The organism is Pseudomonas sp. JZ114 (assembly GCF_051027705.1).
GTDB lineage: Bacteria > Pseudomonadota > Gammaproteobacteria > Pseudomonadales > Pseudomonadaceae > Chryseomonas > Chryseomonas luteola.
In genome coordinates this window covers 4,114,493-4,139,828 of record NZ_CP069256.1, presented here as the reverse complement: position 1 = coordinate 4,139,828, position 25,336 = coordinate 4,114,493, and the positions used below count along the sequence as shown (strand labels likewise).

Sequence of the window (25,336 nt, the reverse complement as noted above, 5' to 3'; positions counted from 1 at the left end):
TTATACATATTCTTTCATCTTCATAATCGAAGATATTAACAAGGTTCTCTCTTAAAGCAGGCCTGCCCATTTTTACCTCATAGGCCATCAGTCCAGATGACATCTGAGACGACATTCTTGAGGGGTACACGTTTATTTTAGCGCCTTTGCAAAGAAAAATAATGTACTTTAGGCTTCTTCGCATGTTAGAAAAACTTTCGAATAAGTTGTTCCCTAATGAAGAAAACTTATTCCCATCTGATAAAAATAACTCGATCCTGCTAGGATTATTAAGACAGTAAATTATTTTGGCAGATTCCAATTTTCCATTATTTAATATGGATATGGTTCTTTCATTATTCATTCTAAATTCTTCTAGGGTTAGGTATGGAATATCCTTTATAGCTACCATCTGCTTTTAATGGTGTTACTCCTAGTATATCTTCTCTTTTCACCTCCTTAGGTACGGCTATTTCTTTTTCATCTGGGAAAGGAACTTTTAACCCTTTTTCATTATTAACGTCAATACCTTTTAGCAACCTCAAGGTATATAGATATCCAGGTTTTGTTCTATATGCAGTACCGAAATCTATCCCTACCTCCGGAGAGGTTGAGGTGCTAATGAAATTGCTAGGAGGCTCATTGTTATCGTAGACGTGAAGCTGTAAGTCGTTGCTGTCTCCTTTGCTTTTAAATCCATCTTCGAAAATTATATCTTGAGAGCGGGTATCACCTCTGTATAGGTATTTGTACTTGCTTTCAGGAGATGCAGGCTGAGGCTCTCCATCATTTACATAAGAAATATCTTTGCTTAAGGATGAGTTTAAATTTGGATTACAAAGGTCTTGCCCTGGGCAATTATTTAAACCCAGCGGATCCACCCACCCCGTTGGGTTAGGCACATACTGATAGTTATTCAACCCACCCGCTAATTTGATCGGGTCGGGTGTCAGGAAGCGGCCCGTATTGGGATTGTAGTAACGGTGTCGGTTGTAGTGCAGACCGGTTTCCTGGTCAAAATATTGCCCCTGGAAACGCAAAGGATTTTCCAGCTCGGCGACTTCCAGTTTTGCCACATTACCGTAGGCGCGATACTTGGCAGACCAGACGATAGAACCCGCTGTGCTGGTCAGCTCCTGTGGTGTGCCGAGGTGGTCGAGCTGGTAGTAATAAGGTTCGGCTGCTCTCCCTTCACCGAGCAGCATCGCCAGAGGGCGGAATGTGCCGGGCTCGTAGACATAGCTACGGTAGTGGTTTTGCCCGCTTTCGGCGATTAGCCGTTCGCCTTGCCAGAGAAATTCAGTGGTTTGGCCGTCAATGATCTTGGCAATGCGTCGGCCAAAGGCGTCGTAACGGTACTCGGCGATTCGCCCGTCCGGGAGTGTTGCGGCAATCAGGCGGTGCTGGCTGTCATAGCGGTATTCAGTGACCAGTCGTTGACTTGCGCCGCGTCGTTCACGAGTCAGATTGCCATAGGCGTCGTAATCGTAGTGGCTATCGCCTTGCATCAACAGACGGTTGCCTTTGACGTTGGCGAGGCGTGCGCCTTCCTGCCCCGTCTGGCTAAGCAGGTTACCGGCGGGATCGTGGGCAAAGCTCTCTGGCAGATCGCCCCGAACAGCTATTAGTCGATCCAGCGGGTCGTAATGGAAGTGCTTGTTGCCTTTGCGGGAATCTTCGATCGCAGCGAGATTGCCGTTGGCATCGTAGGCATAGCGACGTTGATAAACGCTGCGTTCCTGTTGGCTGATACGGTGGGCTTGGAGGCGGCCTTGCTCGTCATAGTGATAATGGCTGAGCAGTGCGCCTTGCTGACGATATTGCTCACGTCCGCCGGGCAGGTACTGATGGGCCGTCAATGGCTGACCATTCAGGTCAATAGCGCTCAGCAGGCCACCATGGCGATAGCGGTAATCGAGCACGCTGCCATCGGGTAAGCGGCAGTAGCTGAGCTGTCCGAGGGCATCATATTGATAACGGAACGTTGCCCAACCCTGATGCTCAGTAATGAGGCGATCCTGAAGGTCATACTCATAGGCGAGCGGCCATTGGCCGTCATCTACACTGACCAGCCGGCCAAGGGCATCGTAGGCGTAATGGATTTTCTGGTCGTCAGGAAGTGTTTTAACGAGCAGCCGCCCAGCCGTGTCACGCTGGTAGCTGGTAACCAGCTGACTACCGTCTTCGCCGAATTCTGTTTTTTCTGTCAGATGGCCGTTAAGGTCGTAGGCATAGGCTGTCGTGCGGCCATCAAAGCCTGTTTCTTCTCGAATCAGGCCGTTGGGGTAGTAATCGAGTTGGTAGTGCTCACCGCGCTCGTTTTCGATCTCTGTCAATAACAGGCGAGCATTGTCGTAGCGATAGCGCAGCTGGCTACCATCAGGGTTGATTCGGCAGCTGACGAGGTGCAGGTTGTCCGCGTATTCGTAGCGGGTAACGCGTCCTAACTCATCTCGCTCGGCTGTTATTTTGCCGTACGCATTGTAGGTAAACGCGCGCGTTCCACCACCCGGCAGCGTAACCTGACTGAGTCGGCCAACGGCGTCCCATTGATACTGGGTAACAGCGCCTGATTCGTCCTGTCGTGTGATCTGCCGGCCAAGAGCATCGTACCGATAGCGGCGTTGACCGCCATCAGGCAGCAACTCTTCTATCAGCTGGCCTTGAGGGTTCCAGGTGAGTTCATGACGGCTACCATCAGGATGTTGAATACTGAGCAGGTTTCCCCGGCTGTCGTAGTGGTAGTGAGTTGTGTTGCCGTCCGGATCCGTCTGAGCGGTAATGTCACCTTGGGCATTACGCCGATATTTCCAGACAGCCTTGCCTCGGCTAACCGTGCGTACGAAGCCTTTATGGTATTCGTAATAGGTAGGCTCATCTTCAGGCGGAATGACAGCAATAAGATGACCCGCCTCGTCATGCTGATATTCAGTGATAGCGCCTAGCGGATCTTTTTCGGCAATCAGCTGGCCTTTTTCATCGTATACCTTGTGATGCTTGGCGCCGTCCGGGTCTATCTGTTGGACGAGGCGAGCGTTTTCATCATGTTGGTAAACCTGCTGGCTGCCGTCTGAGTGATGAACAGTAACGGTACCGTTGTCCTCCCAGACGTAACGCGTATCCATCTGGGCAAAGTTGGCCCAGTGATGGACGCAACGGGACTGTTTTCCTTCACCTTCCCATTTCCAGAAGAACGTCGCTCCGCCCGCCAGTTGACGCTTCTGGATAACGTGCTGATCGTTGTAGCGATAATGCTCGCTTTCACCTGCCGCATTGGTAGCAGACAGGAGTTGGCCTTGGGCGTTATATCTATAGGTGACCAGGGTCTGGACGGTATGCCAACTTGCTTCTTCATTATCAGCAGGGCGGTAGACTTGATAATCAACCGCTACGATATGAGCGTGCTCATATGTGAAACGCAGCGCACGGCCAGCGTTGTTTCTCAGGCGGACAATACGGTCTCGGGCATCCCGAGAAATGCTTAAGGTATTGCTATAGGCGTCGCTGATGGCGATCAGGCGGGCGCTTTGGCCTATTCGGCGGAAATGGTAAAAGCGAGGCGTTGTACCGGCTTGTGCCAGGATCAGCTCGGTTGGGTCTTGCCCTATGTAGATGGCTGCCGCAGAAAGCCGGTTTGTAATGGCAGGACGCTGCTGGCTTGGTAGTGGAAACTCGGTACGGCGATTTTCGTGGTCTGTCCAGATAACCGTGTCGCCCTGAATTTCCAACCGATGGGACAGACTATGGCTCCATCCATAACCCAAGCCAACATTGTGCTCGACGGCACTGGTGCGGTAGAGGCGAGACCATGGGAATGAAAACAAGCCATCCAGTTCTCCATCAGTTAGCGTGAGCAGTTCCTCACCTGTAACCATGGAAACCGGGCAGCCATCCGTACAGGTATTGGCGCATTCCTGCGAAGGTTTGTCGTTAGGATCCTTAGCTGGCTTGGAGACGTCATCAACCTTTTCTTCGCGAGACAGACGCGTTTGACGCCGAGTTTTATTTCGGCTTGCGGTTGAGGCATTCTCTATCGTTTGGCTCGGCGTATCGGCTGGGGTAGGTCTCTTGCTTGAGGGCGCTACCTTGGCGTTGATTTTACGAGCGGTATTAGCCCCGCTAATTTCACCATGGGCAGCCAGCGGCTTTAACGTATTGGCATGCCCAGATAATGCATGCGTTTGACTAGCATCTATTAACGTATCGGCAAGCTTGCTGATCAAGGTTGCTGCTTTACCAGACTTAAGCGTTTCTAAAGCTTTAGTGCCAACACGAATGGCGAGTCCCGCACCACCGCTCAGGATAATCCCGACGACAATATTGATTAAAAACTCGCCGGTAAATTGAGTAAGTACTTCAACACATGTTTGAGGCGGTAACAGCTTGACCCAGCTAACAATTGCCGCCATGTAAATAAACATCAGTGGCTCATCGCTAGCGATTAGTAAGGCTGTACTTAGCGATTCCTTGGAGGCGGTATAGAGCTTTTCCAGCTCGTCTGGACTCAGATATTTAGCAAGCTTTTTAGTATTCTCATAAGGATGAGCGATTAATTGAAAGAGTGACTGTATATCGTCCCAGAGCGAGAGCAGCGCATGCTCAAAGCCCTCCAAGGCAGACTCTAATTGAAGTTTTAAACGTTGCCCGGAGTCAGCGCTTTGATAGGTATTCCATAAAGGCTGGAATTGATTGGCCCATTCGCTTTGAAGCCAGGCAGCAAGCTTTTGGATAACGCCTTGATAAGAGCCATATAGAGCTTCTACCTGAGACTTCGTTACATTCGGAAAAAACGTAATGCGATACAGCTGTCCACGCTTGCAGCCTGAAATAACTTTAATGCCGCTTGGGCCGATTTCATCATTAATGACGGGTCCTGTAACCTCATCTCCGTTCAAGACTCTCGTAACAGGCTCCAGCCGTACGGGTGTATTGCCGATGGGAACAAAGCGGGCGGCCTCAAAAGCATGAACTAACGTGAATTCCCCACTCAGCGGACACGTTGCGTAGTTCGTAACAGGGGAGGTGTAATCCTTGTCCTTGCTAATGCTTAACTCATCGCCAATCTTGAACGTCTGATCGGCATCCAATGCCCAACCGGTCCAGAAACTTTCTGCCAGCTCTTTATAAGTGCCTAAGCAGCTTTTGAATTCAGAGATTACGTTGCTTGCATCAGGCGACTCGGCACCCAAACCAATAAAAGAAAACGAGCCGAGTAGAGCGCTCATAGCGAAGCATCCTTTTCAAGTTGAGCGATAAGTTGCGCCATATCATCCATGTCTGTTTCCTGGCGCTGAACAAAGCGTTTGATCTTTTGTAAGAGATTGATTTCTGGAAATTTGAAGTAAATATCTGGGTGGTTTTCTTGAATCTGCTGCATCAGGTTATCGATGAGCGTGGAGGCATCGTTTTTATGCAATGCATCAAGTACCGTCTGGGGTACGCTCCACCAAGGGTATGTTCGAGCAGTTTGGTAAGTATTTGAGGTTATGCTGGCGTTGAATCGGTTAATCCAGTACTGATCGAAGCAAGGTAATACCGTAGAGAACTGCTGATCTAGGGTCTTAATTATGGGCACCAGATGACGGCCATCCCAAAAGCGAAAAAACACTTCGCTACCGTCCGGCATAAAGACTTTGGTCAGACTTTTGAGATGCTCGACGATAATTGCTGGCTTATGCGTGGATAGGGCTAGCCATCCCCAGTCTTTATGTTTTTCCTGAGCTGCCCAATTTAAAAATGTACTGTTTGGGCTGAGCCTACCCAGGTAAGGCATAACAGGTTGCCATTCGGCGTATGGCGTACCTTTCCAGATTGGCAATGGAACAAAAGACTCATTAGCCTCGTAATAAGCTTTTAGTGGATTAGCGTCGCTTGCATTGCTCATGACGACGTATAGTGCAGCGTTCTCGGCAGGCGCCTGAGCCAGCCACTCCTGTGGGCTGAGAAAAGTATCAGAGTGCACAGATGCCCTCCTTACACTTTTCACATTCTTCACAGAACGGGGCGTTACGCTTGAAGGTGTTGATCTGTGCAGGCGTTAGGAGTGCGCCCGCCTTGTCCGCGTCAGCTGGCTTAACGACGCCGGGCAGTAGGGGAGAAGCGCCTGTTCCGTTACCTGGACTGCCACCAGAGTTGATTTTTACCGTTGGGCCAACAATGGTAATACCGCTAGCATCCAGTTTGATGAAGCTGCCACCCGCCTTGAATGTAAGTTCGCTGCCAGCTTCCAGAACAACTTTCAATCCACTGGATAGATGAATTTCCTGCCCTGCACTGATGAACTGGCCCGTGCCAATCTTGACGTGCTGATTTTGCCCGACGGTGAGATGGTCGCTCGCCTTGACCTCAACCTTGCGGTCCGCCTCCGTGGTGCGGTGCTCCTCGGCCTTGTATTGCGTGTAGCTGTTGGCCTCGACTATATCGTGCCGCTCATGCCCGACCCGGATCTTTTGGTCGTGCTCGATGTTCTCATCCCAATCCCGCTGGGCATGGATGTAGATCTGCTCCTGGCCTTTCTTGTCCTCGATGCGCAGCTCGTTATAGCCACCGCCGCCCGGTGTGCTCAGGGTCTTGAAAACGCTGCGGGTCTTGTTGGCCGGCAGGTCATAGGGCACCTGGTGTTCCTTGTGAAACAGGCAGCCCGTGACCAGGGGCTGGTCTGGATCACCTTCTAGAAACGTAACCAGCACTTCCATGCCAACACGGGGTATGGCAACGCCACCGTAGCGGTCACCGGCCCAGCTGGACGAGACCCGCAGCCAGCAGCTGGTCTGCTCGTTGGCCTGGCCCTCACGGTCCCAGTGAAACTGGACCTTGACCCGGCCATACTCATCACAATGGATCTCCTCGCCCTTGGGCCCGGTGACCACCGCGGTCTGGCTACCCAGGATCTTGGGCTTGGGATGCTCGAGCAGCGGGCGGAAGGGAACATCCCAGGGCGTTGCTGTGAAGCGGTTGCGGTAGCCCTGGGTAAAGCCGTCATGCTTGTCGACATCGCTAGTAACCGATTCTTCCAGGACTTGGGGTTGCTTGCCTTCGTGCAAGATGCCGGTCAGCAGCCAGAGCTGGTTCCAGTCCTGGCGGGGATGGTCGGACAGCTCCAGGAAGTGTCCTGTCACCAGCTGGGGTTGATCGCTTTCACCTTCGGCCAGCTGGTAGTCGCTGCGGTGACGCTCAAGGGCGCGCTGGGCGAGATGCTTGCCGCGGGTGCGGTCGGTAAAGCGGCCCGGATAGTCGTAGTCTTCCAGGTCGGGCTTGGCGTCGCTCTTGTAGGCCGCCTCCATGCGCAGTCGTGGCTGCTCGAAGTCATAGTCGCGGCGGGAGACACGGGCGGTACGGGTTTCCAGGCGCACGCCAAAGCGCTTGACTACCGGCTCGTCTGCTACCAGCCCCGAGCCTTGCACATAGGCGGTGGGTGGGGTCAGCCGGGGAAAGCCGGTCTGGTCGTCACCAAACACCAGGACATGGTTATCCTGGCTGTGCTCGAAGTGGTAGTGCAGGCCCTCCTCTTCGCAGAGCCGCTGGATAAAGTGCAGGTCGGTCTCGTCGTACTGGACGCAATACTCACGGGGCGGATACACCGTAGGGCCAAGCCGGAAGCAGTAGGCGTCGGCCAGGATGCCATGTTCTTCCAGCACCTGGGCAATGATTTGCGGAACGCTAAGCTTTTGGAAGATGCGCTGGTTGGTGCGGTGCGCCAGATAGGCCAGGCGCGGCACCAGCAAGACGTGATAGCGGGTCAGGCGCTTGCCGGCATCGCCCTGGCCGATCTGGTAGAGCTGACCATGGACGCCGTTGCCGTTGGGCGAGAAGGCCAGAAAGGCGCGCTGATGCAGCAGGGCCTCAAGGTCGAGGTCGGGGCGTTCGCTGACCAGTTCGAGGTCAAAGCGAAAGGGCTGGCTGATCGACTCCTGTCCTGTAAAGCTCAGGACTTGGAAGTCAGGCGTGACCCCATCTGAGGTCGATCCGTGAATGGATAGCGAAAAGTGAGTCGTATTCGCTGGGTTGAACATTCCGTGTTCCTCCAGATGGTCGTCGCAAAAACAATTTCGGCCAGGAAACCTGGCCGAAAAGGCTAACCGTACTAGCATGGGATGAGCCAATGCCAGACATCATGGCGCTTGACTCATTGTGCCACCTCAAGCGGTTAGCAGGCAGTGATTCGGGTCTGTTTCTGACCAATCGGCTTCTGGAGGGGATCAGAAGCCGACACCGATTCACACCTGTCTGACGGATCGCCGCGAAATTAAGCGGAGATCGGGGAGCGCCAGTCGTCGGAGCCGGAAGTGCCGGATACTTCGTGAGTCCAGACGATCTTGCGGTACGTGAAGTACACGTCTTCCAGGTGAGTGAAATGAGCCATGTTCGGGTCCTGGCAGTTCGGCATGCGGGACTGCACGTCAACGATGATGGCGTCTTCCAGCTCGATGGTGAAGTAGTGTTCCTGAGTACCAGTAGCAGAAGTGCGGTACCACTCCAGGCGGCACTTGCTCAGGCGCTCGCCGGAGGTCAGTGCGTTGAAGATCAGCGGAGAGGACTTGTCGAAGACCTTGGTGATCATCAGCGGCTTGTGTACACGCTGACCAGTCGGCTGACCGGACTGCGGATCGCGTGGGATGATGACCTGGTGATTGAAAGCCTGAACCAGAATCTGGTCTTCATGGCCTTCCTGGAAGATGTTGCCGACGGAGTCTTCCGTGAAGGTGCCTGCAGTGATCAGACCTTGCTTGGTGCCTTCGAGGGACAGATACGCGGGTGTTGGCATGATGCTCTCCTTGCCTGAATAGTGGGCCCTTGGCCCGGGAGCCATACCTATTACAAACCCTGTGCCAATAAAATAAATTCCTTATTAATCAATCAGTTATGATTTAATGAAGTGTGTGCTGCATGAGCTTTGCGACAGCTGTCACATAAAGGTGCGCAGCTTTTTGCGCATTGAGGCAGAAATCTTGCGCACTACGCTAGAAGCGAGTGAACTCGCCTTGTCTGTGCTTTTTTCAAGGATGTGGACGGGTGAGGGTGTGCCAAAAGTTGCGCTGTAGACGGGTTGTCTTATGGCTTCAGTGCAAAGATGTCTATTACGCGAAATACTAAGTGAATGAATGACCTGGCGTCGATGTAGTATAAAGACGTACCACTACATGCCTTTTCCACCTCTGCTAGTCGAGTGCCGCTTGTGAACCTGATGCAACATATCGCCCAGTCGCGCCATTTATTGCGCAAGTCTGAGCTCAAGGTGGCTGAGCACGTCATGCTGGATCCTGCGGCTGTCATGCACAGTTCGATGGCGGATCTTGCTCATGAGGTAGGGGTTAGTGAGCCAACTATCGTGCGGTTCTGCCGTGCTATTGGGTGCGATGGTTTTCAGGACTTGAAGCTGCGTCTGGCCCAAAGTCTGGCTTCAGGGGCGAGCTTTGGACAGTTCGCCATCCATGAGAACGACTCGGTTGTCGATTTCAGCCTGAAGATTTTCGATACCACGCTGCACACGCTGATGGATATCCGCGAGCGCTTGGATATGCAGGCGCTCGAGCAGGCTATCGAAGAGATTTCCAAGGCCAAGCGGGTAATGTTCTATGGCTTTGGCGCTTCCGGCGCCGTGGCGACGGATGCCCAGCACAAGTTCTTCCGTCTTCTGCTCAGTGCGTTTGCCTATTCTGATCCCCACATGCAGGCGATGTCGGCGGCAACCCTGACGCCAGATGACGCGGCGATCTGTATTTCCCAGTCGGGACGCTCGAAAGACCTGTTGATCACGGCCAACCTAGTCCGGGACAGTGGGGCCAAACTGATCACGATCTGCCCAAGTCAGACGCCTTTGGCAGAGTTAGCCAATGTCAGCCTGACGATTGATGTGCCGGAAGATACTGAGATCTATACGCCGCTGACATCACGTATTGCACACCTGGTCATTATCGATGTGCTGGCGATGGGGGTGGCGATGTCCCGAGGCCCGACGCTGGTCAACCACCTCAAAGGTGTCAAGCGCAGCCTGCGAAGCCTGCGGTTATCACCCAAGAGCATCAAGCATCAGGACGAGCGCGACTCGCATTGATGATCAGGTGCAGCTCTTCGGCTGTCCCTTAAGCTTCACCAAGGCTTCGCCAAACCGTCATCTTTCCTGAGCAGGCTAAAGGCTCCACCTTTGCTTGGGAGATACGGTATGGCCATGTCTATGGACAGCGATTTTCTCGACGCCAAAACTCGCCGTAAACTGGCGGATCAACGCCGAATGGCCTTTCGACGTGCCATTGAGGATCGCAACGAGCAGTTACGTCTGGAGCAGGAGTTAACGGATTATCCCGAACTATTTTCTGCTTCGGTCGCTATGAGCGCTCAGCTCTCAGCCCACTGATTCGTTCGGCTAGCGCGGCGATTCGACTCCGTTCTTCCCGAATGAAGTTAAAAAACGCCTGTGCCACAGGAGACAGGCGTTTGCTGCGCGGATGAACCACGCACCAACTGCGGCAAAGTGGAAGTTCCTGCACCGATAGCTCGCACAGTACACCAGCCTTAAGCTCTCGATGGACGGCCAGTCGTGGAAGCAGGGCAATACCCAATCCGGCAATGACACCTTCCCGTATGGCTTCCAGCGAGGTCAGCTCCTGTACGTCTGAAAAGTGGGCTCGCTTTTGCTTGAAGTACTCGTCACATGCCTGACGGGTGCCGGAGCCCGACTCTCGTACCAGTAGCGGACAATCGCTCAGGTCCTTCAAGGTAAGGCTGCCGGTTTGGCTGACAGGATGTTCCGGAGCGGCCACTGCAACAATCTCGTTGTTAAGAAAGGGAAGAAACTCCAGGTCTCGGTCTGACGGTACCAGAGACATGATCATGATTTCGTCACGGTTTTCAGACAGCCGTCTGAGCATGTGATCGTGGTTGCCCACGCAGAGATGAACACTGACCTCCGGGTGCTGCTGCTTGAAGGTAGCGAACAGATGGGGCGCCAGGTATTGCGCGCTGGTTTCTACCCCCAGACGGAGTTGTCCGTGAAGCGAGCCCAGGAGATTGGAGAGCTGCATATCGAGACTGTTGAGGCGTCCAAAGATATCCTGTCCGGCGCGCAGCAAGGCATCGGCGGCTTCGGTCAGGTAAAGGGTTCTGCCACTGTATTCAAACAGTGGTTGTCCGAGCAGCTCTTCCAGCTGGCGAATCTGCAGGCTGACGGCTGGTTGCGTTAGGGCCATGACGTCAGCTGCACGGCTGTAGGAGCGTGTCTCGCATACGGCCTCAAACACTTGCAACTGGCGTAAGGTGATACGCATCAAAGGTTTACGCATGGCTGGGCCGGCCTCATCGTTGATCTATAAGTAATACCTTATAGATACGCTAATAATTATTGATTTTCCATAATCTTTATTGCCGTCTAGGTTTGTGAGCGAACAACAACAAATGCCCAAAGGGCTCCTAATCTCGCTCAAGAGGCCGGCGTGTGATCAAGAAAATCCTCATCGCCAATCGTGGCGAAATCGCGGTGCGTATCGTGCGTGCCTGTGCCGAAATGGGTATTCGCTCGGTAGCCATCTATTCAGAGGCTGACCGCCATGCGCTGCATGTAAAACGGGCCGATGAAGCACATAGCATCGGCAGCGATCCGCTCGAAGGCTATTTGAACCCTCGCAAGCTCGTAAACCTGGCAGTTGAGACTGGGTGTGATGCGTTACATCCGGGATATGGCTTCTTATCCGAGAATGCTGAGCTGGCAGAGATCTGTGCGCAGCGCGGGATCAAATTTGTCGGCCCTAGTGCTGAAGTTATTCGGCGGATGGGAGACAAGACCGAGGCGCGTCGCAGCATGATTGCAGCAGGCGTGCCCTGTACCCCCGGCACCGAAGGAAACGTAGCCGATCTGGATGAGGCACTGATCGAAGCAGAGCGCATCGGCTATCCGGTGATGCTCAAGGCCACGTCTGGTGGCGGCGGCCGTGGTATCCGACGCTGTAATAGCCGTGAAGAACTGGAGCAGGCCTATCCCCGCGTCATTTCCGAGGCAACCAAGGCGTTTGGTAGTGCTGAAGTATTTCTCGAGAAGTGCATCGTCAATCCCAAGCATATCGAAGCTCAGATTCTGGCGGACAGCCTGGGTAATACCGTTCACCTGTTCGAACGGGACTGCTCGATCCAGCGTCGCAACCAGAAGCTCATCGAGATTGCCCCCAGCCCGCAGCTGACACCTGAGCAGCGTGCCTATATTGGCGATCTGGCGGTACGCGCTGCCAAGGCGGTCGGATACGAGAATGCCGGTACGGTGGAGTTCCTGCTCGCAGAAGGCGAGGTGTACTTCATGGAGATGAACACCCGGGTTCAGGTCGAACATACGATCACCGAGGAAATTACCGGGATCGATATCGTTCGCGAGCAGATCCGGATTGCCGCTGGACAACCGCTGTCGGTCAAGCAGGAGGACATCATCCATCGTGGGTTTGCCCTGCAGTTTCGTATCAATGCGGAAGACCCTAAAAACAACTTTCTGCCCAGTTTTGGGAAGATCACCCGGTATTACGCACCTGGTGGCCCTGGGGTGCGCACGGATACCGCCATCTATACCGGCTATGTGATCCCACCGTTCTACGACTCCATGTGCTTGAAGCTGATTGTCTGGGCGCTGACCTGGGAGGAAGCACTGGAGCGAGGCCTACGGGCGCTGGACGACATGCGGGTGCAGGGTGTGAAGACCACCGCACCTTATTACGAAGCGATTCTGCGCAACCTGGAATTTCGTAGCGGCCAATTCAATACGAGCTTTGTGGAAAGCCATCCGGAGCTGACGCAGTACTCGATCAAGCGTAGCCCCGAGCAACTGGCCCTGGTCATCGCGGCCGCCATTGCCGCCCATGCCGGCCTGTGAGGAAAACAAGAATGTCCAAGAAGATCTTTGTTACCGATACCGTGTTGCGTGACGCACACCAATCTCTGCTGGCAACGCGCATGCGTACGGAAGACATGCTGCCCATCTGTGACAAGCTGGATCGGGTCGGGTATTGGTCACTGGAAGTCTGGGGCGGTGCGACGTTCGATGCCTGTGTGCGGTTTCTGAAAGAAGACCCGTGGGAGCGTTTGCGCACGCTGCGGGCCGCCTTGCCCAATACTCGTTTGCAAATGCTGCTGCGGGGCCAGAACCTGTTGGGTTATCGCCACTATAGCGACGATGTGGTCGAGGCCTTTATAGCCAAGGCGGCGGAAAACGGAATCGACGTCTTCCGGATTTTCGATGCCATGAACGATGTGCGCAATCTGGAAACGGCTATCAAGGCTGTCAAGAAAAGTGGCAAGCACGCCCAGGGCACTATTGCCTACACAACCAGCCCGGTACACACCGTCGAGGCGTTCGTCGAGATGGGTCGGGCCATGGCGGGCATGGGCGTGGACTCCATTGCGATCAAGGACATGGCTGGGTTGCTCACACCGTACGCGACGGGCGAGTTGGTAAAGGCCCTGAAAGAGGCCCTGAATCTGCCGGTATTCATTCATTCCCACGATACTGCCGGTGTAGCTGCCATGTGCCAGCTCAAGGCGGTGGAAAACGGAGCGGATCATATCGATACCGCCATTTCCAGCCTGGCGTGGGGGACCAGCCATCCGGGGACCGAATCCATGGTTGCCGCGTTGCGTGGAACGCCCTATGACACAGGGCTGGACCTTGAGCTGCTGCAGGAGATCGGTCTGTACTTCCATGCCGTTCGCAAGAAGTATCACCAGTTCGAAAGCGAATTTACGGGAGTGGATACGCGCGTACAGGTCAATCAGGTGCCGGGCGGGATGATTTCCAACTTGGCCAACCAGCTACGCGAGCAGGGTGCACTCAATCGCATGGGCGATGTGCTGGCAGAAATTCCCCGTGTACGCGCCGATCTGGGTTATCCACCGCTGGTGACGCCGACATCGCAGATCGTTGGTACCCAGGCTTTTTTCAATGTCCTGGCGGGAGAGCGCTACAAGACCATCACCAATGAAGTGAAACTGTATCTGCAGGGCCGTTACGGCAAGGCACCCGGCAAGGTCTGCGAGCTGCTGCGCAAGCGAGCCATTGGTAATGAGGAAGTGATCGAGGTACGTCCAGCCGACTTGCTCAAGCCGGAACTCGATAACCTGCGCCGAGAGGCAGGAGAGCTTGCCAGATGCGAAGAAGATGTCCTGACGTTTGCCATGTTCCCGGATATTGGACGCAAGTTTCTGGAAGAGCGTGCAGCCGGAACCTTGCAGCCTGAAGAGCTGCTGCCCATCCCGGATGGAAGCGGTACGCCTCTGGCGCGTGAAGGCGTGCCGACTGAGTTCGTGATTGATGTACACGGTGAAAGCTATCGGGTGGATATTACGGGTATTGGCCTGAAGAGCGAGGGCAAGCGGCACTTTTACCTGTCTATTGATGGTATGCCGGAAGAGGTGGTCTTCGAGCCGCTCAACAGCTATGTTTCGGGCGGTGATGGCAAGCGACGCCAAGCCAGTGCGCCAGGGGATGTCAGTACGACCATGCCGGGTAATATCGTTGATGTATTGGTCAAAGAGGGCGATGTGGTCAAGGCGGGCCAGGCGGTACTCATCACCGAGGCGATGAAAATGGAGACCGAGATCCAGGCCTCTATTAACGGAACCGTCAAGACAGTACACGTGGTGAAAGGCGATCGCGTCAATCCAGGCGAGGTTCTGGTCGAGATCGAGGCCTGAGCCAGCGGCAGAGCGAGCTGGTAGCGTTTACAAGGCGGCCCGCTCTGCCGTCCAACGGGCGTGTTGATGTGCCAGCGCTTCCGGCAGGAGGGGTTCTGCCAGGAAAAAGCCCTGGGCCAGATCACACCCCAGCTCACATAAGAGATCCAGGTGCTCCTGGGTCTCGATACCCTCAGCAATGATTCTGGCACCAAATGCGCGGCTCATATCGACCAGAGACTTGAGCAGGGCCCGGCGCTTATCGGCATCTTCCACCTGAATAATGGAAGAGTCGATCTTTACGGTATTGAACGGTAGCGCAAGCAGATAGGCGATATTGGAATGCCCAGTGCAGTAGTCATCCAGCGATAGGCGGATACCGGACGCTTGCAAGGTGGCGAACGTCTCACGGACCTGTGGGGTGATGTTCAAGGGAACACCTTCGGTCAACTCAAGGATCAGGCGTGAAGGCGCCAGCTTGGTTTCTCTCAAGACCTCGGCTACCCGCGCGGCGAAATTTGGATCGGCGAATTGCAGCGGCGAGACATTTACCGAAAGAGAATAGGCCTTTGGCCATTGAACGGCCTGATGGCAGGCGGTACGCAGGGCCCACTCGCCCAGCTCCAGGATGAATCCGCTTCGCTCGGCCAGAGGGATGAAAAAGTTGGGTGATATCAGACCCCGGGCCGGGTCATCCCAGCGGAGCAGGGCTTCATAGCCGACGACTTCAGTGCTCGAGCAGTCATGGATCGAGTGGTACTGCATGTACAGCCGACCTTCATCCAGGGCGCGACGCAAATCGGCCGGCTTCAATTCGGGCAGGCCATCGGGCGTCTCGAAGAGTTGGCTGTCCGCTCGGCTGGCCAATGCAATCTGATTACGTCCCAGCCGTTTGGCCCGATAAAGCGCGCGGTCGGCAAATTCGATCAATTGCGATTGGTCATCTGGCTGGGGTGATTCCTGATCGCTGCACGCTGCGCCAATGCTGATAGAGACGATGAGCAGCTCATCGCCCCGAGCCTGATGAGGAAGGCCCAATGTTTCAATGGCGGCCCGCAGGCGCTCGGCCGTGATATGGGCCTGTTCCAGGGTGCAGTTAGGCAGGAGAACGGCGAATTCCTCACCTCCATACCGGGCCAGCAGATCGACTTCACGCAGCTGCTCACGCAAGGCAGAAACAATGCACTGCAGGCAGTTATCACCGGCCGGATGCCCATACAGGTCGTTGAAGCGCTTGAAGTGGTCAACGTCCAGGATCAGCAGAGAGAAAGGCGCACCGCCTGCTTCGTACCGATTCCACAGATCATCCAGTTGTGCGACGAAATAGCGGCGGTTGGCGATACCGGTCAGCGAGTCGGTATCTGAAAGCGTCTGCAGGGTACGGTTCGTACTGGAAAGACTCTGAACACGCAGTTTTTCCCTGAGATTAAGCAGATAGGAATACCGCTCCGAGCGCTCCAGCCAGAAATTGGCCAGTAGGGAAAAGGCACCGGTGACCAGAGCAATGCAGGTAGCAAACAGCCCTTGGGGAAAGGTCATGTTTACGGTAAAGGCGCAGCCCACGATGATTGGAAGTACCAGTATCGTAAAAGGCAAAGCGTATCGGAACGGCAACGCCGTGGTGTTATTAGCGTAGATCAGGATCAAAGGAAGTGAAAACAGACACAAGGCTCTGTCCGGTGACGAGGACGACAGGATAATGGCTACCGCGGCGATAAATCCTGCAAGGCAGGGCAGCCAGGCACAGACCTCCCTGAGTCGATAAGAATTCGTTTTCTTCAGGGTAAAAAGACAGGCCAGTGTTGGCAGCGAGGCGCAAAATAAATGCCAGAGAATGGCTTGAAAGAAAATGTCCTTCAACATTAGCCATTCACAAAGAAGAAAGCTGTTATAGGCGAAGAAAGCGGTTACATGTGACCGATAGATATGTCGCTTGCGCCGCCTGTGGATATCGTCTTGGTATTGATTCTCGACCATGGCGCTAAACATCAGCACGCGAGACGGATAAGCAATATCAATCTCGATTTGCTTGCCAAGATCGCTGGATAAGGTCATGCCGGAACCTGTTTGAAAGTGCGAAGCTCACGGTAGAGCTCATGAATGAGCAGCACCTGGCCTTTAGGGATGTAGCGTTTTGCCATCACCAAAAGACCAAATTTAGCGAAATAGTTCACATCCTGTAATCTTCACCGGACCAGCGGACTAATAGCCGTCTTAATGGTGGATATGACATTTAGATATTGGTATCGCGCTAATTCTTGACTAAAATAGTCAGGCTTAATGATGTCGAGGATTCTCAATGAGCCTTTCTATTACGTCCACGGCGCCTCGCCAGATCACCACGCCAGTAGTGGCGCTGGGGCTGGTGGTTCTGGGGGCTGTGTTTTTGGATATGGCTGTCAGCGGACGGCAAGCTTTGCTGTTCATCCTGGGCGGTGCACTGGGGCTGACGCTTTATCATGCCGCTTTCGGATTCACGTCTGCCTGGCGGGTGTTCATTCGTGACCGGCGTGGCGCGGGCCTGCGTGCTCAGATGCTCATGCTGGCCATTGCCGTTGTGCTGTTTTTCCCGGCCCTAGGTGCCGGTACGCTGTTTGGCCAGCCGGTTACCGGCTTGGTATCGCCTGCAGGAACCTCCGTTGTAATCGGTGCCTTTATCTTTGGCATCGGTATGCAGTTAGGCGGCGGTTGTGCTTCCGGTACCTTGTTTACGGTGGGGGGTGGTAACGCACGCATGCTGGTAACGCTGCTGTTCTTCGTAATCGGCTCCGTTATCGCTACGCATCATCTGGGGTGGTGGTTCGCGTTGCCTTCATTGCCCAAGATTTCCCTGGTGACCAGCCTGGGCGTTGTGCCAGGTATTGCAGTCAGCCTGGCGCTGTTTGCCTTTATTGCCTGGATGACGGTGCGTCTGGAGCGCCGTCGCTATGGCAGTCTGGAAGCGACGGTACCCAATGAGCATCAAGGCGCAGCGCGTTTTCTGCGCGGGCCGTGGCCGCTGGTTTGGGGCGCTATTGCCTTGGCGATCCTGAACTTCTGTACGCTGGCCCTGGCGGGTCGTCCGTGGGGGATCACGTCAGCCTTTGCGGTCTGGGGTGCCAAAGGCGCTCAGCTGCTAGGTATCGATGTTGCCAGCTGGGACTTCTGGCAATTGCCGGCTAACGCCAAGGCTCTAAGCCAGCCCGTGTGGTTCGATGTTACCAGTGTGATGAATTTCGGCATCATCCTGGGTGCGCTGATTGCTGCGGGTCTGGCTGGACGCTTCGCGCCCAGTCTGAAGATTCCGACGCGCTCGCTGGTAGCTGCCATGATAGGGGGCCTGCTCCTGGGCTATGGCGCACGTCTGGCCTACGGTTGCAACATCGGGGCGTATTTTAGTGGTATCGCCTCCGGCAGTCTGCATGGCTGGCTGTGGCTGGTCGCAGCCTTTATCGGCAACAGCGTAGGAGTCCGTATTCGTCCGGTGTTCTTCCCGGGTGAACGTCCTGTTACTCAGCTGACCGGTTGCTAAGCGGTAGGTGAAAAAAGGGCCCTTCGGGGCCCTTTTTTCGTATGGCTTATTCGCCAAGCTCGCCGCAGAGATCCTGTTGCAGCCAGTGGTTGACCTGCTCAGGCGCTAAGCCCGAGCCAATCAGCACCTGCAGTTTGGCGACAGCCGCCTCGCGTGTCATGCCGCCACCCGACACAACGCCGCAGGCACGCAGCCTGCTGCCTGCCTCGTAGACATCGAGTTCGACGCCCCCTTCGTGGCACTGCGTGACGGCAAGCAGTACAACGCCCTTGGCAGACGCTTCGCTCAGGCTGGTCAGGAAAGCATCATTGTCGCTGGGACCTGTTCCGCTGCCATAGCATTCGAGCACCAGGCCCTGCACGCCGGTACCTACAAGGGCAGATACGTGCTGAGCCGAGATGCCCGGAAACAGCGGTAGAACCGCTACTTGGGCAACCTGTCTGGCTTGGCCTGCCTTTAGCTCGACTGGTACAGCCTGACGTGGTTGGGCCAGTCGCTGGCGCGCGAGTGTCTTGAATGGATGACGGCCAAAGCTGCGAATCTTGCTGCAGCGGGCCGCATGTAACAGCTCGCCGTGAAAGTAAACGTGCACGCCCTGGGGGGCACCGTCTGCAAGCGTCTGCAAGGCACCGTCCAGGTTTTCCCAGGCGTCGCTGTCCGGTACGCCGGCCGGAAGCATCGAGCCTGTCAGTACAACAGGAATATCGAGCCCCAGCAGGTGAAAACTCATTGCCGCCGCGGTGTAGGCCAGCGTATCGGTTCCATGTAGCACCAATACGCCGGTGTAGCCCTGTTCGGCTGCCTCGACTATAGCTGCACTGAGCGTCAGCCAATAGGTTGGCGTCATGTTGGCGCTGTCCATCAGAGGCAGCACCTCCCGGAATTGCCACTCCGGTAACGCCCGCTCAGGCGCCTGGGCCAGAAAGGCACGCATGCGTGCCTCAAAGCCTGAGGCCGGCGCCAAACCATTTTCGGTGGCCTGCATACCGATGGTGCCGCCGGTATAAAGCACCATCAGGCGTTGTGAGTGACCGGTTTGAATCATGGCTTTGTCATATCCTTGGCCGAGGCAGAGGCTTTCCAGACCGCCGGATCAAGATCCAGATCGGCAAAGCCTTTGGGGTCGAATGTTGGAACCTTGTTTCCTGCCCGGATCTGACGGTCATAGTCACGCATGATGCGCAGACCCACCTTGAACAGGAATGCCAGGGAGATCAGGTTGACCACTGCCAGCAAGCCCATGGTGAGGTCGGCAAAGCCGAACACGGTAGTCAGGTCTTGTTGTGAGCCCCAGATCACCAGCGCCACCACCAGAACCCGATAGATCATCAGCGCCACGCGGCTCTTGGTGAAGAAGCTCAAGGCATTCTCACCCAGATAATAGTTGTAGATGATCGTTGTAAAGGCGAACAGCAGCAGGGCGATACTGATGAAGATACGGCCCCACTCGCCAACCGTCGCGGCCAGTGCCGTCTGGGTCAGAACAACACCGGGGATATCGGCGCCCGGCTCATAGACGCCAGACAACAGGATGATGAGTGCGGTGGAGGTACAGATGATCAGGGTATCAATGAATACGCTGAAGGACTGCACAACGCCCTGGGCTGCCGGGTGGGAAACTTCCGCTACGGCGGCCACGTTTGGAGCACTGCCCAGACCCGCCTCGTTGGAGAACAGGCCACGCTTGACGCCCATCATCAGCGCTGCACCCAAGCCACCGGCAAAGGCAGGCTCAAGGCCAAAGGCACTGCGTACGATCAATGCCAGCGCTTCTGGAACGCGATCAATGTGCAGAACGATCACACCCAAGGCAATGGCGATATAGGACAACGCCATTACCGGTACCAGAATGTCGGCTACCTTGGCGATCCGTACTACGCCACCAAAGATAATCAGGGTTATTACTGCCGTGAAGGCCAGTCCAGTAACCAGTGTAGGCAGGCCCAGCGAGTCGGAGAGCGAGGAGGCGATCGTGTAGGACTGCAGTGCGCTGAAGCCCAGACCAAACGTTACCAGCAGCAGGATCGAGAACAGGACACCTAGCCAGCGCTGTTTCAAACCATGCAGGATGTAGAAGGCGGGACCGCCCCGGTACAGGCCGTTGCCATCGCTACGCTTGTATAGCTGGGCCAACGCACATTCGAAATAGCTTGTAGCCATACCCAGCAGGGCTACTACCCACATCCAGAAGACCGCCCCTGGACCACCCAGCGTAACGGCAACTGCAACCCCTGCAATGTTACCGGCACCTACACGGCCCGCCACGCTAAGCATCAACGCTTGGAAGGAACTCAGCTGGCCGGGTTTTCGTTGAAAGGCTTCACCAAGGATGCCGAACATGCTGCCTAAATAGCGGAACTGCACAAAGCCCGAAAACAAGGTAAAGACAATACCCAGGCCAATCAGGCCGACAATGAGCAGTTTGCCCCAAAGAAAGTCATTCAGGAGATCAAGCATGAGTGCTTTCGCCTAATTGTAGTAATGGAAGCACCTGGGCTCCGGATAATTCCTGGCCAAGGCATTATGTGGGCGAGCGGTAATCCATCAATGGGATATCCGCTGCCTTCAGTGCCAACCCAAGGGTATGACAGAACCCCTAAATCGCAAGGTGTGCGAGCCGGAAACACGGCAGGCGGCAAGGTTGGCGCGCGTATCATCCAGAAGAGAGGAGAAGAGATCAAATCTAACTGCCTCAAAGGATCTATTGAAACAGTGCTGCTTGTTGCAACGGGCAAGCGGTAAAACACCTGCCTTTGATAATGTATGTGGCTGATAAGCCTGATTTAGAGAGCTTCAAAAAAAAGCGGGCACCCGAGGGCACCCGCTCAAAGCTCCTCACGAGGGGGTGTGAGGAGCGCCGGTTAAGCGTTGAGTTTTTTCGGCGCCAGGCGCGGAGCGATCATATTTTCCGGGCGCAGAATGTCAGCCAGGGTCATCTCGTCGAGCAGGTTTTCTTCTCGGACCAGCTCCAGCACACCACGGCCGGTTTCCAGCGCCATACGCGCAATACGGGTCGAGTTCTCGTAGCCGATGTATGGGTTGAGCGCCGTGACAAGGCCAATGGAATGCTCCACCAGCTCGCGGCAGCGGTCGACGTTGGCCGTGATGCCATCGATGCAGTGCTCGCGCAGCATGTCCATGGCGCGCTTGAGCAGGCGGATCGAGTCAAAGATCTTGTAGGCGATCAAGGGCTCCATCACGTTAAGCTGAAGCTGTCCGCCTTCGGCTGCCAGGGTCAGCGCCAGATCATTGCCGATCACCTCGAAGGCGACCTGATTAACGGCTTCTGGAATAACGGGATTCACTTTACCCGGCATGATCGAACTGCCTGGCTGGCGGGCTGGCAGATTGATCTCGTTAATGCCGGTACGCGGGCCGCTGGAGAGCAGGCGCAAGTCATTGCAGATCTTGGACAGCTTGACCGCCAGGCGCTTGAGCATGCCGGAAAACAGTACGAAGGCACCCATGTCAGAGGTGGCCTCGATCAGATCGGCGGCAGGCTTGAGCGGTTGGCCACTGATTTCAGCCAGGCTGCGCACGGCCAAGGTTTGATAGCCAGGGTCCGCATTAATGCCGGTACCGATAGCCGTACCACCCAGGTTCACTTCGGTCAGCAGGTCCGGCGCAATGGTTTTCAATTTGCCCAGATCCTCGCCCAGCGTAGTAGCGAAGGCACGGAACTCCTGGCCGAGGGTCATCGGTACAGCGTCCTGAAGCTGGGTACGACCCATCTTCAGAACACTGGCGAATTCCACCGCCTTGCCTGACAGCGACTCGATCAGGCTCTCCAGGCTGGAAAGCAGGGTGTCATGGCCCAGCAGCAAACCCAGGCGGATCGCTGTTGGGTAGGCATCGTTAGTGGACTGCGCCATGTTTACATCATTATTCGGGTGCAGGTATTTGTACTCACCCTTGCCATGACCGAGGACTTCCAGCGCCACGTTGGCGATAACCTCGTTGGCGTTCATATTGGTGGACGTACCCGCGCCACCCTGAATCATGTCCACCACGAACTGGTCGTGGTATTCACCGTTGATGATCTTGGTACAGGCCATCACGATGGCTTCGTACTTGTCTCCCGGCAGATAGCCCAGGCGATAGTTCGCCTCGGCAGCGGCCTGCTTCACCATCGCCAGCGCAACGACCAGCTTGGGGTAGTGAGACAGCGTAACGCCGGAGAGGCGGAAGTTGTTGACCGCACGCAGCGTCTGAATGCCGTAATAGGCTTCAGCGGGGACTTCGAGGGTACCAAGCAGATCTTTTTCGAGGCGAGATAATGCAGATTCGGACATGATAGGGGATCACTTCCCGGTGGGTGGCAAAAGCCTGATGCGTTATACAATAAGGCTTCCAGCCAGACGCTGACCAATGCTGTATCAGCGCACCCTATGCCGAAATTGCATATGATGTGATGTGACGCGTCAGGATCGGCAGGCGTATCCATCCCCTTGAGTATGACCATGAACCTTGAACTGAAATGGCTTGAAGACTTTATTGCCCTGGCTGCCACCCATAGTTTTTCCCAGGCGGCCGAGCGCCGCTTCGTGACTCAACCTGCGTTCAGCCGACGTATTCGCAGCCTGGAGCAAAGCCTGGGGCTGACCCTGATTGACCGATCGCGTACACCAGTATCGCTGACCGAGTCCGGACAGCTCTTTCTGGTCACCGCGCGCAGTGTGGTGGAGCAGCTTGGCGAAGTGATCCGCCACCTTCATCACTTGGAAGGCGGGCAGGGCGAGGTGCTGCAATTTGCGGCGGCACACTCCCTGGCGCTGGGGTTCTTTCCAGGATGGATTGCTCGTCTGCGAAGCGAAGGGCTCAACATTGCGAGTCGTCTGATTGCCACCAACGTCGGCGAAGCGGTTCATGCCTTGAGGGAAGGCGGCTGCGATCTCATGATGGCGTTTTACGATCCCGACGCCGCCTTGCAGATGGATCCGGAGATCTTCCCTTCTATTCATCTGGCGCTGACCTCAATGCTACCCGTGTGTGCCGCCCGGGAAGATGGCTCGCCGTTATACGACCTGGAGAGTGGGCAGAACTTTCCCTTGCTTGCCTATAGTGCCGGGGCCTTTCTCGGGCGCTCGGTCAATTTGCTGCTACGTCAGCGCAAGCTGCGCTATACCACTGTCTACGAGACGGCCATGGCCGATAGCCTCAAGAGCATGGCCTTGCAGGGGCTGGGCATTGCCTGGGTGCCGCATCTGAGTGTGACCGCCGAGCTCTCCCGGGGAGAGCTAGTACCTTGTGGCGGTGAGCAATGGCAGATTCCATTGGAGATTCGCCTGTATCGCTGCTCGCTCGTGCGCAAGGCAGCGGTGAGGCTGTTATGGCGCAAGCTCGAAGCAGGCGCCGGGGCAACTGCGTGAAGTGCCTCTGGACAGGCAGCCAGACATGAAATAACCCGTCGCTATAAAAGGTCGTTCAACCTCTTTGTCCGGTCTGGCTTTACGGTATACTCAGTGGCCCTTGAGGCCGGTCTACATACCGGTCTGCATATACAAGCCACGTGCGGTCCTCCGACGTGGCTTGTTGGTTTCTGATGCGCCTGCGGGCGCCTGACAAGAGGCACGACGATGAGCGCACTCGTAGGCGTGATCATGGGCTCCAAGTCCGACTGGTCTACCTTGAGCCACACCGCCGACATGCTGGAAAAGCTGGGCATTCCCTTTGAAGTGAAGGTGGTCTCTGCCCACCGTACACCCGATCTGCTGTTCCAGTACGCTGAAGAAGCGGCGGGGCGCGGCATTGAGGTCATCATTGCAGGCGCAGGCGGTGCAGCACACCTGCCAGGTATGTGTGCAGCCAAAACGCATTTGCCTGTACTGGGCGTGCCGGTGCAGTCTTCCATGCTGTCAGGCGTCGACTCACTCCTGTCGATCGTACAGATGCCCGCGGGCGTTCCTGTCGCCACCCTGGCCATCGGCAAGGCGGGCGCTATCAACGCGGCGCTGTTGTCGGCCAGTATTCTGGGCGGCAAGTATCCCGAGTATCACGAGGCGCTGAATCGCTTCCGTGAGGAGCAGACGCGTACCGTTCTGGACAATCCGGATCCGAGGGAAGCCTGATGAAAATCGGAGTCATCGGTGGTGGCCAACTGGGCCGCATGCTGGCGCTGGCGGGTACTCCGCTGGGTATGGATTTTGCGTTTCTGGACCCTGCTCCGGATGCCTGCGCTGCCGCATTGGGCGAGCACATTCGAGCCGACTACAGCGACCAGGATCATCTGCGTCAGCTGGCGGATGAGGTCGATCTGGTCACATTCGAGTTCGAGAGTGTGCCCGCTGAAACCGTCGCGTTCCTATCCCAGTTCGTTCCGGTTTTTCCCTCGGCGCAAGCCTTGCGTATCGCCCGTGATCGCTGGTTCGAAAAAACCATGTTCAAGGATCTGGGCATCCCAACGCCTGAGTTTGCCGACATCCAATCCCAGGCTGACCTTGACGCTGCCGCCGCACGCATCGGTCTGCCGGCTGTGATGAAGACACGTACCCTAGGGTATGACGGCAAGGGTCAGAAGGTCCTGCGCAGCCAAGCGGATGTCGAAGGCGCCTTTGCCGAGCTGGGTAGTGTACCGTGCATTCTTGAAGGCTTTGTGCCGTTTACTGGCGAGGTGTCGTTGATTGCCGTACGTGCTCGTAACGGCGAGACACGTTTCTATCCACTGGTACACAACACCCACGAAAGCGGAATCCTGCGGCTGTCTATTGCCAGTACAGACCATCCCTTGCAGGCGCTGGCGGAGGACTACGTAGGCCGTGTACTCGACAAGCTCGATTATGTCGGCGTGCTGGCGTTCGAGTTCTTTGAGGTCGATGGTGGGCTGAAGGCCAATGAAATTGCTCCCCGTGTGCATAACTCTGGTCATTGGACCATCGAGGGTAGCGAGAGCAGCCAATTCGAGAACCATTTGCGCGCTGTAGCAGGTCTGCCGCTGGGTTCAACCGCGAAGGTTGGTGAGAGCGCCATGCTCAACTTCATCGGCAAGGTCCCGGCCGTGGAGCAGGTTCTGCAGATCGATGATTGTCACCTGCATCATTATGGCAAGTCATTCAAGGCGGGCCGCAAGGTTGGGCATGCCACACTGCGTTGCAGCGATGCGGCCACATTGAAGGCACGTATTGCTGACGTCGAAACCCTGATTAAAGCGTGACCGAAACGGACCCTTTCTTCAAAAGGGTCCGAGTTCCGCTTCGCTTCATAAAA

General features: G+C 55.5%; 17 protein-coding genes. 8 read left to right on the top strand and 9 right to left on the bottom strand.

What is annotated here, in order from left to right; all coding sequences use genetic code 11:
• Window positions 1-344: 344 nt before the first annotated feature.
• From JQR90_RS19325 to JQR90_RS19310, 4 genes are all read right to left on the bottom strand, one after another.
• Window positions 345-5,204 (bottom strand): RHS repeat-associated core domain-containing protein, encoded by a 4,860-nt coding sequence (locus JQR90_RS19325; RefSeq protein WP_434140254.1) that lies wholly within the window; start codon window positions 5,202-5,204, stop codon window positions 345-347.
• Complete coding sequence (locus tag JQR90_RS19320) at window positions 5,201-5,941, bottom strand: DUF4123 domain-containing protein (protein ID WP_434140253.1); 741 nt, start codon at window positions 5,939-5,941, stop codon at window positions 5,201-5,203. The genes JQR90_RS19325 and JQR90_RS19320 overlap by 4 nt, the downstream gene beginning before the upstream one ends.
• Entirely contained in the window at window positions 5,931-7,991 is a 2,061-nt protein-coding gene (tssI, locus tag JQR90_RS19315) for a type VI secretion system tip protein TssI/VgrG (RefSeq protein ID WP_434140252.1), read from the bottom strand. The genes JQR90_RS19320 and tssI overlap by 11 nt, the downstream gene beginning before the upstream one ends.
• Before the next feature lie 233 nt (window positions 7,992-8,224).
• Entirely contained in the window at window positions 8,225-8,743 is a 519-nt protein-coding gene (locus JQR90_RS19310) for an Hcp family type VI secretion system effector (RefSeq protein ID WP_010796308.1), read from the bottom strand.
• 411 nt (window positions 8,744-9,154) lie between these two features.
• Between JQR90_RS19310 and hexR the strand changes: the two genes are divergently transcribed.
• On the top strand, window positions 9,155-10,033 hold the full coding sequence (gene hexR, locus JQR90_RS19305; protein WP_026004183.1) for a transcriptional regulator HexR: 879 nt from the start codon (window positions 9,155-9,157) through the stop codon (window positions 10,031-10,033).
• Between the two features lie 108 nt (window positions 10,034-10,141).
• Entirely contained in the window at window positions 10,142-10,333 is a 192-nt protein-coding gene (locus JQR90_RS19300) for a PA3496 family putative envelope integrity protein (RefSeq protein WP_010796306.1), read from the top strand.
• Here JQR90_RS19300 and JQR90_RS19295 read toward each other — a convergent pair.
• Window positions 10,305-11,258 (bottom strand): LysR family transcriptional regulator, encoded by a 954-nt coding sequence (locus JQR90_RS19295; RefSeq protein ID WP_434140251.1) that lies wholly within the window; start codon window positions 11,256-11,258, stop codon window positions 10,305-10,307. The genes JQR90_RS19300 and JQR90_RS19295 overlap by 29 nt on opposite strands.
• A gap of 152 nt (window positions 11,259-11,410) precedes the next feature.
• On the opposite strand from JQR90_RS19295, the gene JQR90_RS19290 reads away from it, so the two are divergent.
• Window positions 11,411-12,826 (top strand): acetyl-CoA carboxylase biotin carboxylase subunit, encoded by a 1,416-nt coding sequence (locus JQR90_RS19290; protein ID WP_434140250.1) that lies wholly within the window; start codon window positions 11,411-11,413, stop codon window positions 12,824-12,826.
• 11 nt (window positions 12,827-12,837) lie between these two features.
• On the top strand, window positions 12,838-14,643 hold the full coding sequence (gene oadA, locus JQR90_RS19285; RefSeq protein ID WP_434140249.1) for a sodium-extruding oxaloacetate decarboxylase subunit alpha: 1,806 nt from the start codon (window positions 12,838-12,840) through the stop codon (window positions 14,641-14,643).
• Between the two features lie 27 nt (window positions 14,644-14,670).
• Here the strand turns inward: oadA and JQR90_RS19280 are convergent, their stop codons facing one another.
• Window positions 14,671-16,677 carry a putative bifunctional diguanylate cyclase/phosphodiesterase gene (locus tag JQR90_RS19280; RefSeq protein WP_434140248.1) on the bottom strand — a complete coding sequence of 669 codons (2,007 nt, stop codon included), beginning with the start codon at window positions 16,675-16,677 and terminating at the stop codon, window positions 14,671-14,673.
• A 244-nt stretch (window positions 16,678-16,921) separates the two neighbouring features.
• On the opposite strand from JQR90_RS19280, the gene JQR90_RS19275 reads away from it, so the two are divergent.
• Window positions 16,922-18,133, top strand: coding sequence for a YeeE/YedE family protein (locus JQR90_RS19275; protein WP_434140247.1), 1,212 nt, complete (start codon window positions 16,922-16,924; stop codon window positions 18,131-18,133).
• 46 nt (window positions 18,134-18,179) lie between these two features.
• Here the strand turns inward: JQR90_RS19275 and JQR90_RS19270 are convergent, their stop codons facing one another.
• From JQR90_RS19270 to aspA, 3 genes are all read right to left on the bottom strand, one after another.
• Window positions 18,180-19,178, bottom strand: a complete 999-nt coding sequence (locus JQR90_RS19270; RefSeq protein ID WP_219651272.1) for an asparaginase — start codon at window positions 19,176-19,178, stop codon at window positions 18,180-18,182.
• Window positions 19,175-20,590, bottom strand: coding sequence for an alanine/glycine:cation symporter family protein (locus tag JQR90_RS19265; RefSeq protein WP_404629147.1), 1,416 nt, complete (start codon window positions 20,588-20,590; stop codon window positions 19,175-19,177). Before JQR90_RS19265 ends, JQR90_RS19270 begins: the two co-directional genes overlap by 4 nt.
• A gap of 404 nt (window positions 20,591-20,994) precedes the next feature.
• Window positions 20,995-22,425 (bottom strand): aspartate ammonia-lyase, encoded by a 1,431-nt coding sequence (aspA, locus tag JQR90_RS19260; RefSeq protein ID WP_010796298.1) that lies wholly within the window; start codon window positions 22,423-22,425, stop codon window positions 20,995-20,997.
• Window positions 22,426-22,593: 168 nt separating this feature from the next.
• Here aspA and JQR90_RS19255 point away from each other — a divergent pair, with 168 nt between their 5' ends.
• The 3 genes from JQR90_RS19255 (at window position 22,594) to JQR90_RS19245 (ending at window position 25,283) form a co-directional block, all read left to right on the top strand.
• Entirely contained in the window at window positions 22,594-23,502 is a 909-nt protein-coding gene (locus JQR90_RS19255) for a LysR substrate-binding domain-containing protein (RefSeq protein ID WP_434140246.1), read from the top strand.
• A 207-nt stretch (window positions 23,503-23,709) separates the two neighbouring features.
• Window positions 23,710-24,201: a 5-(carboxyamino)imidazole ribonucleotide mutase gene (gene purE / locus JQR90_RS19250; protein ID WP_019367489.1), complete on the top strand. Its 492-nt coding sequence runs from the start codon at window positions 23,710-23,712 to the stop codon at window positions 24,199-24,201.
• Window positions 24,201-25,283: a 5-(carboxyamino)imidazole ribonucleotide synthase gene (locus tag JQR90_RS19245; protein ID WP_434140245.1), complete on the top strand. Its 1,083-nt coding sequence runs from the start codon at window positions 24,201-24,203 to the stop codon at window positions 25,281-25,283. Before purE ends, JQR90_RS19245 begins: the two co-directional genes overlap by 1 nt.
• The last annotated feature ends 53 nt before the right edge of the window (window positions 25,284-25,336 follow it).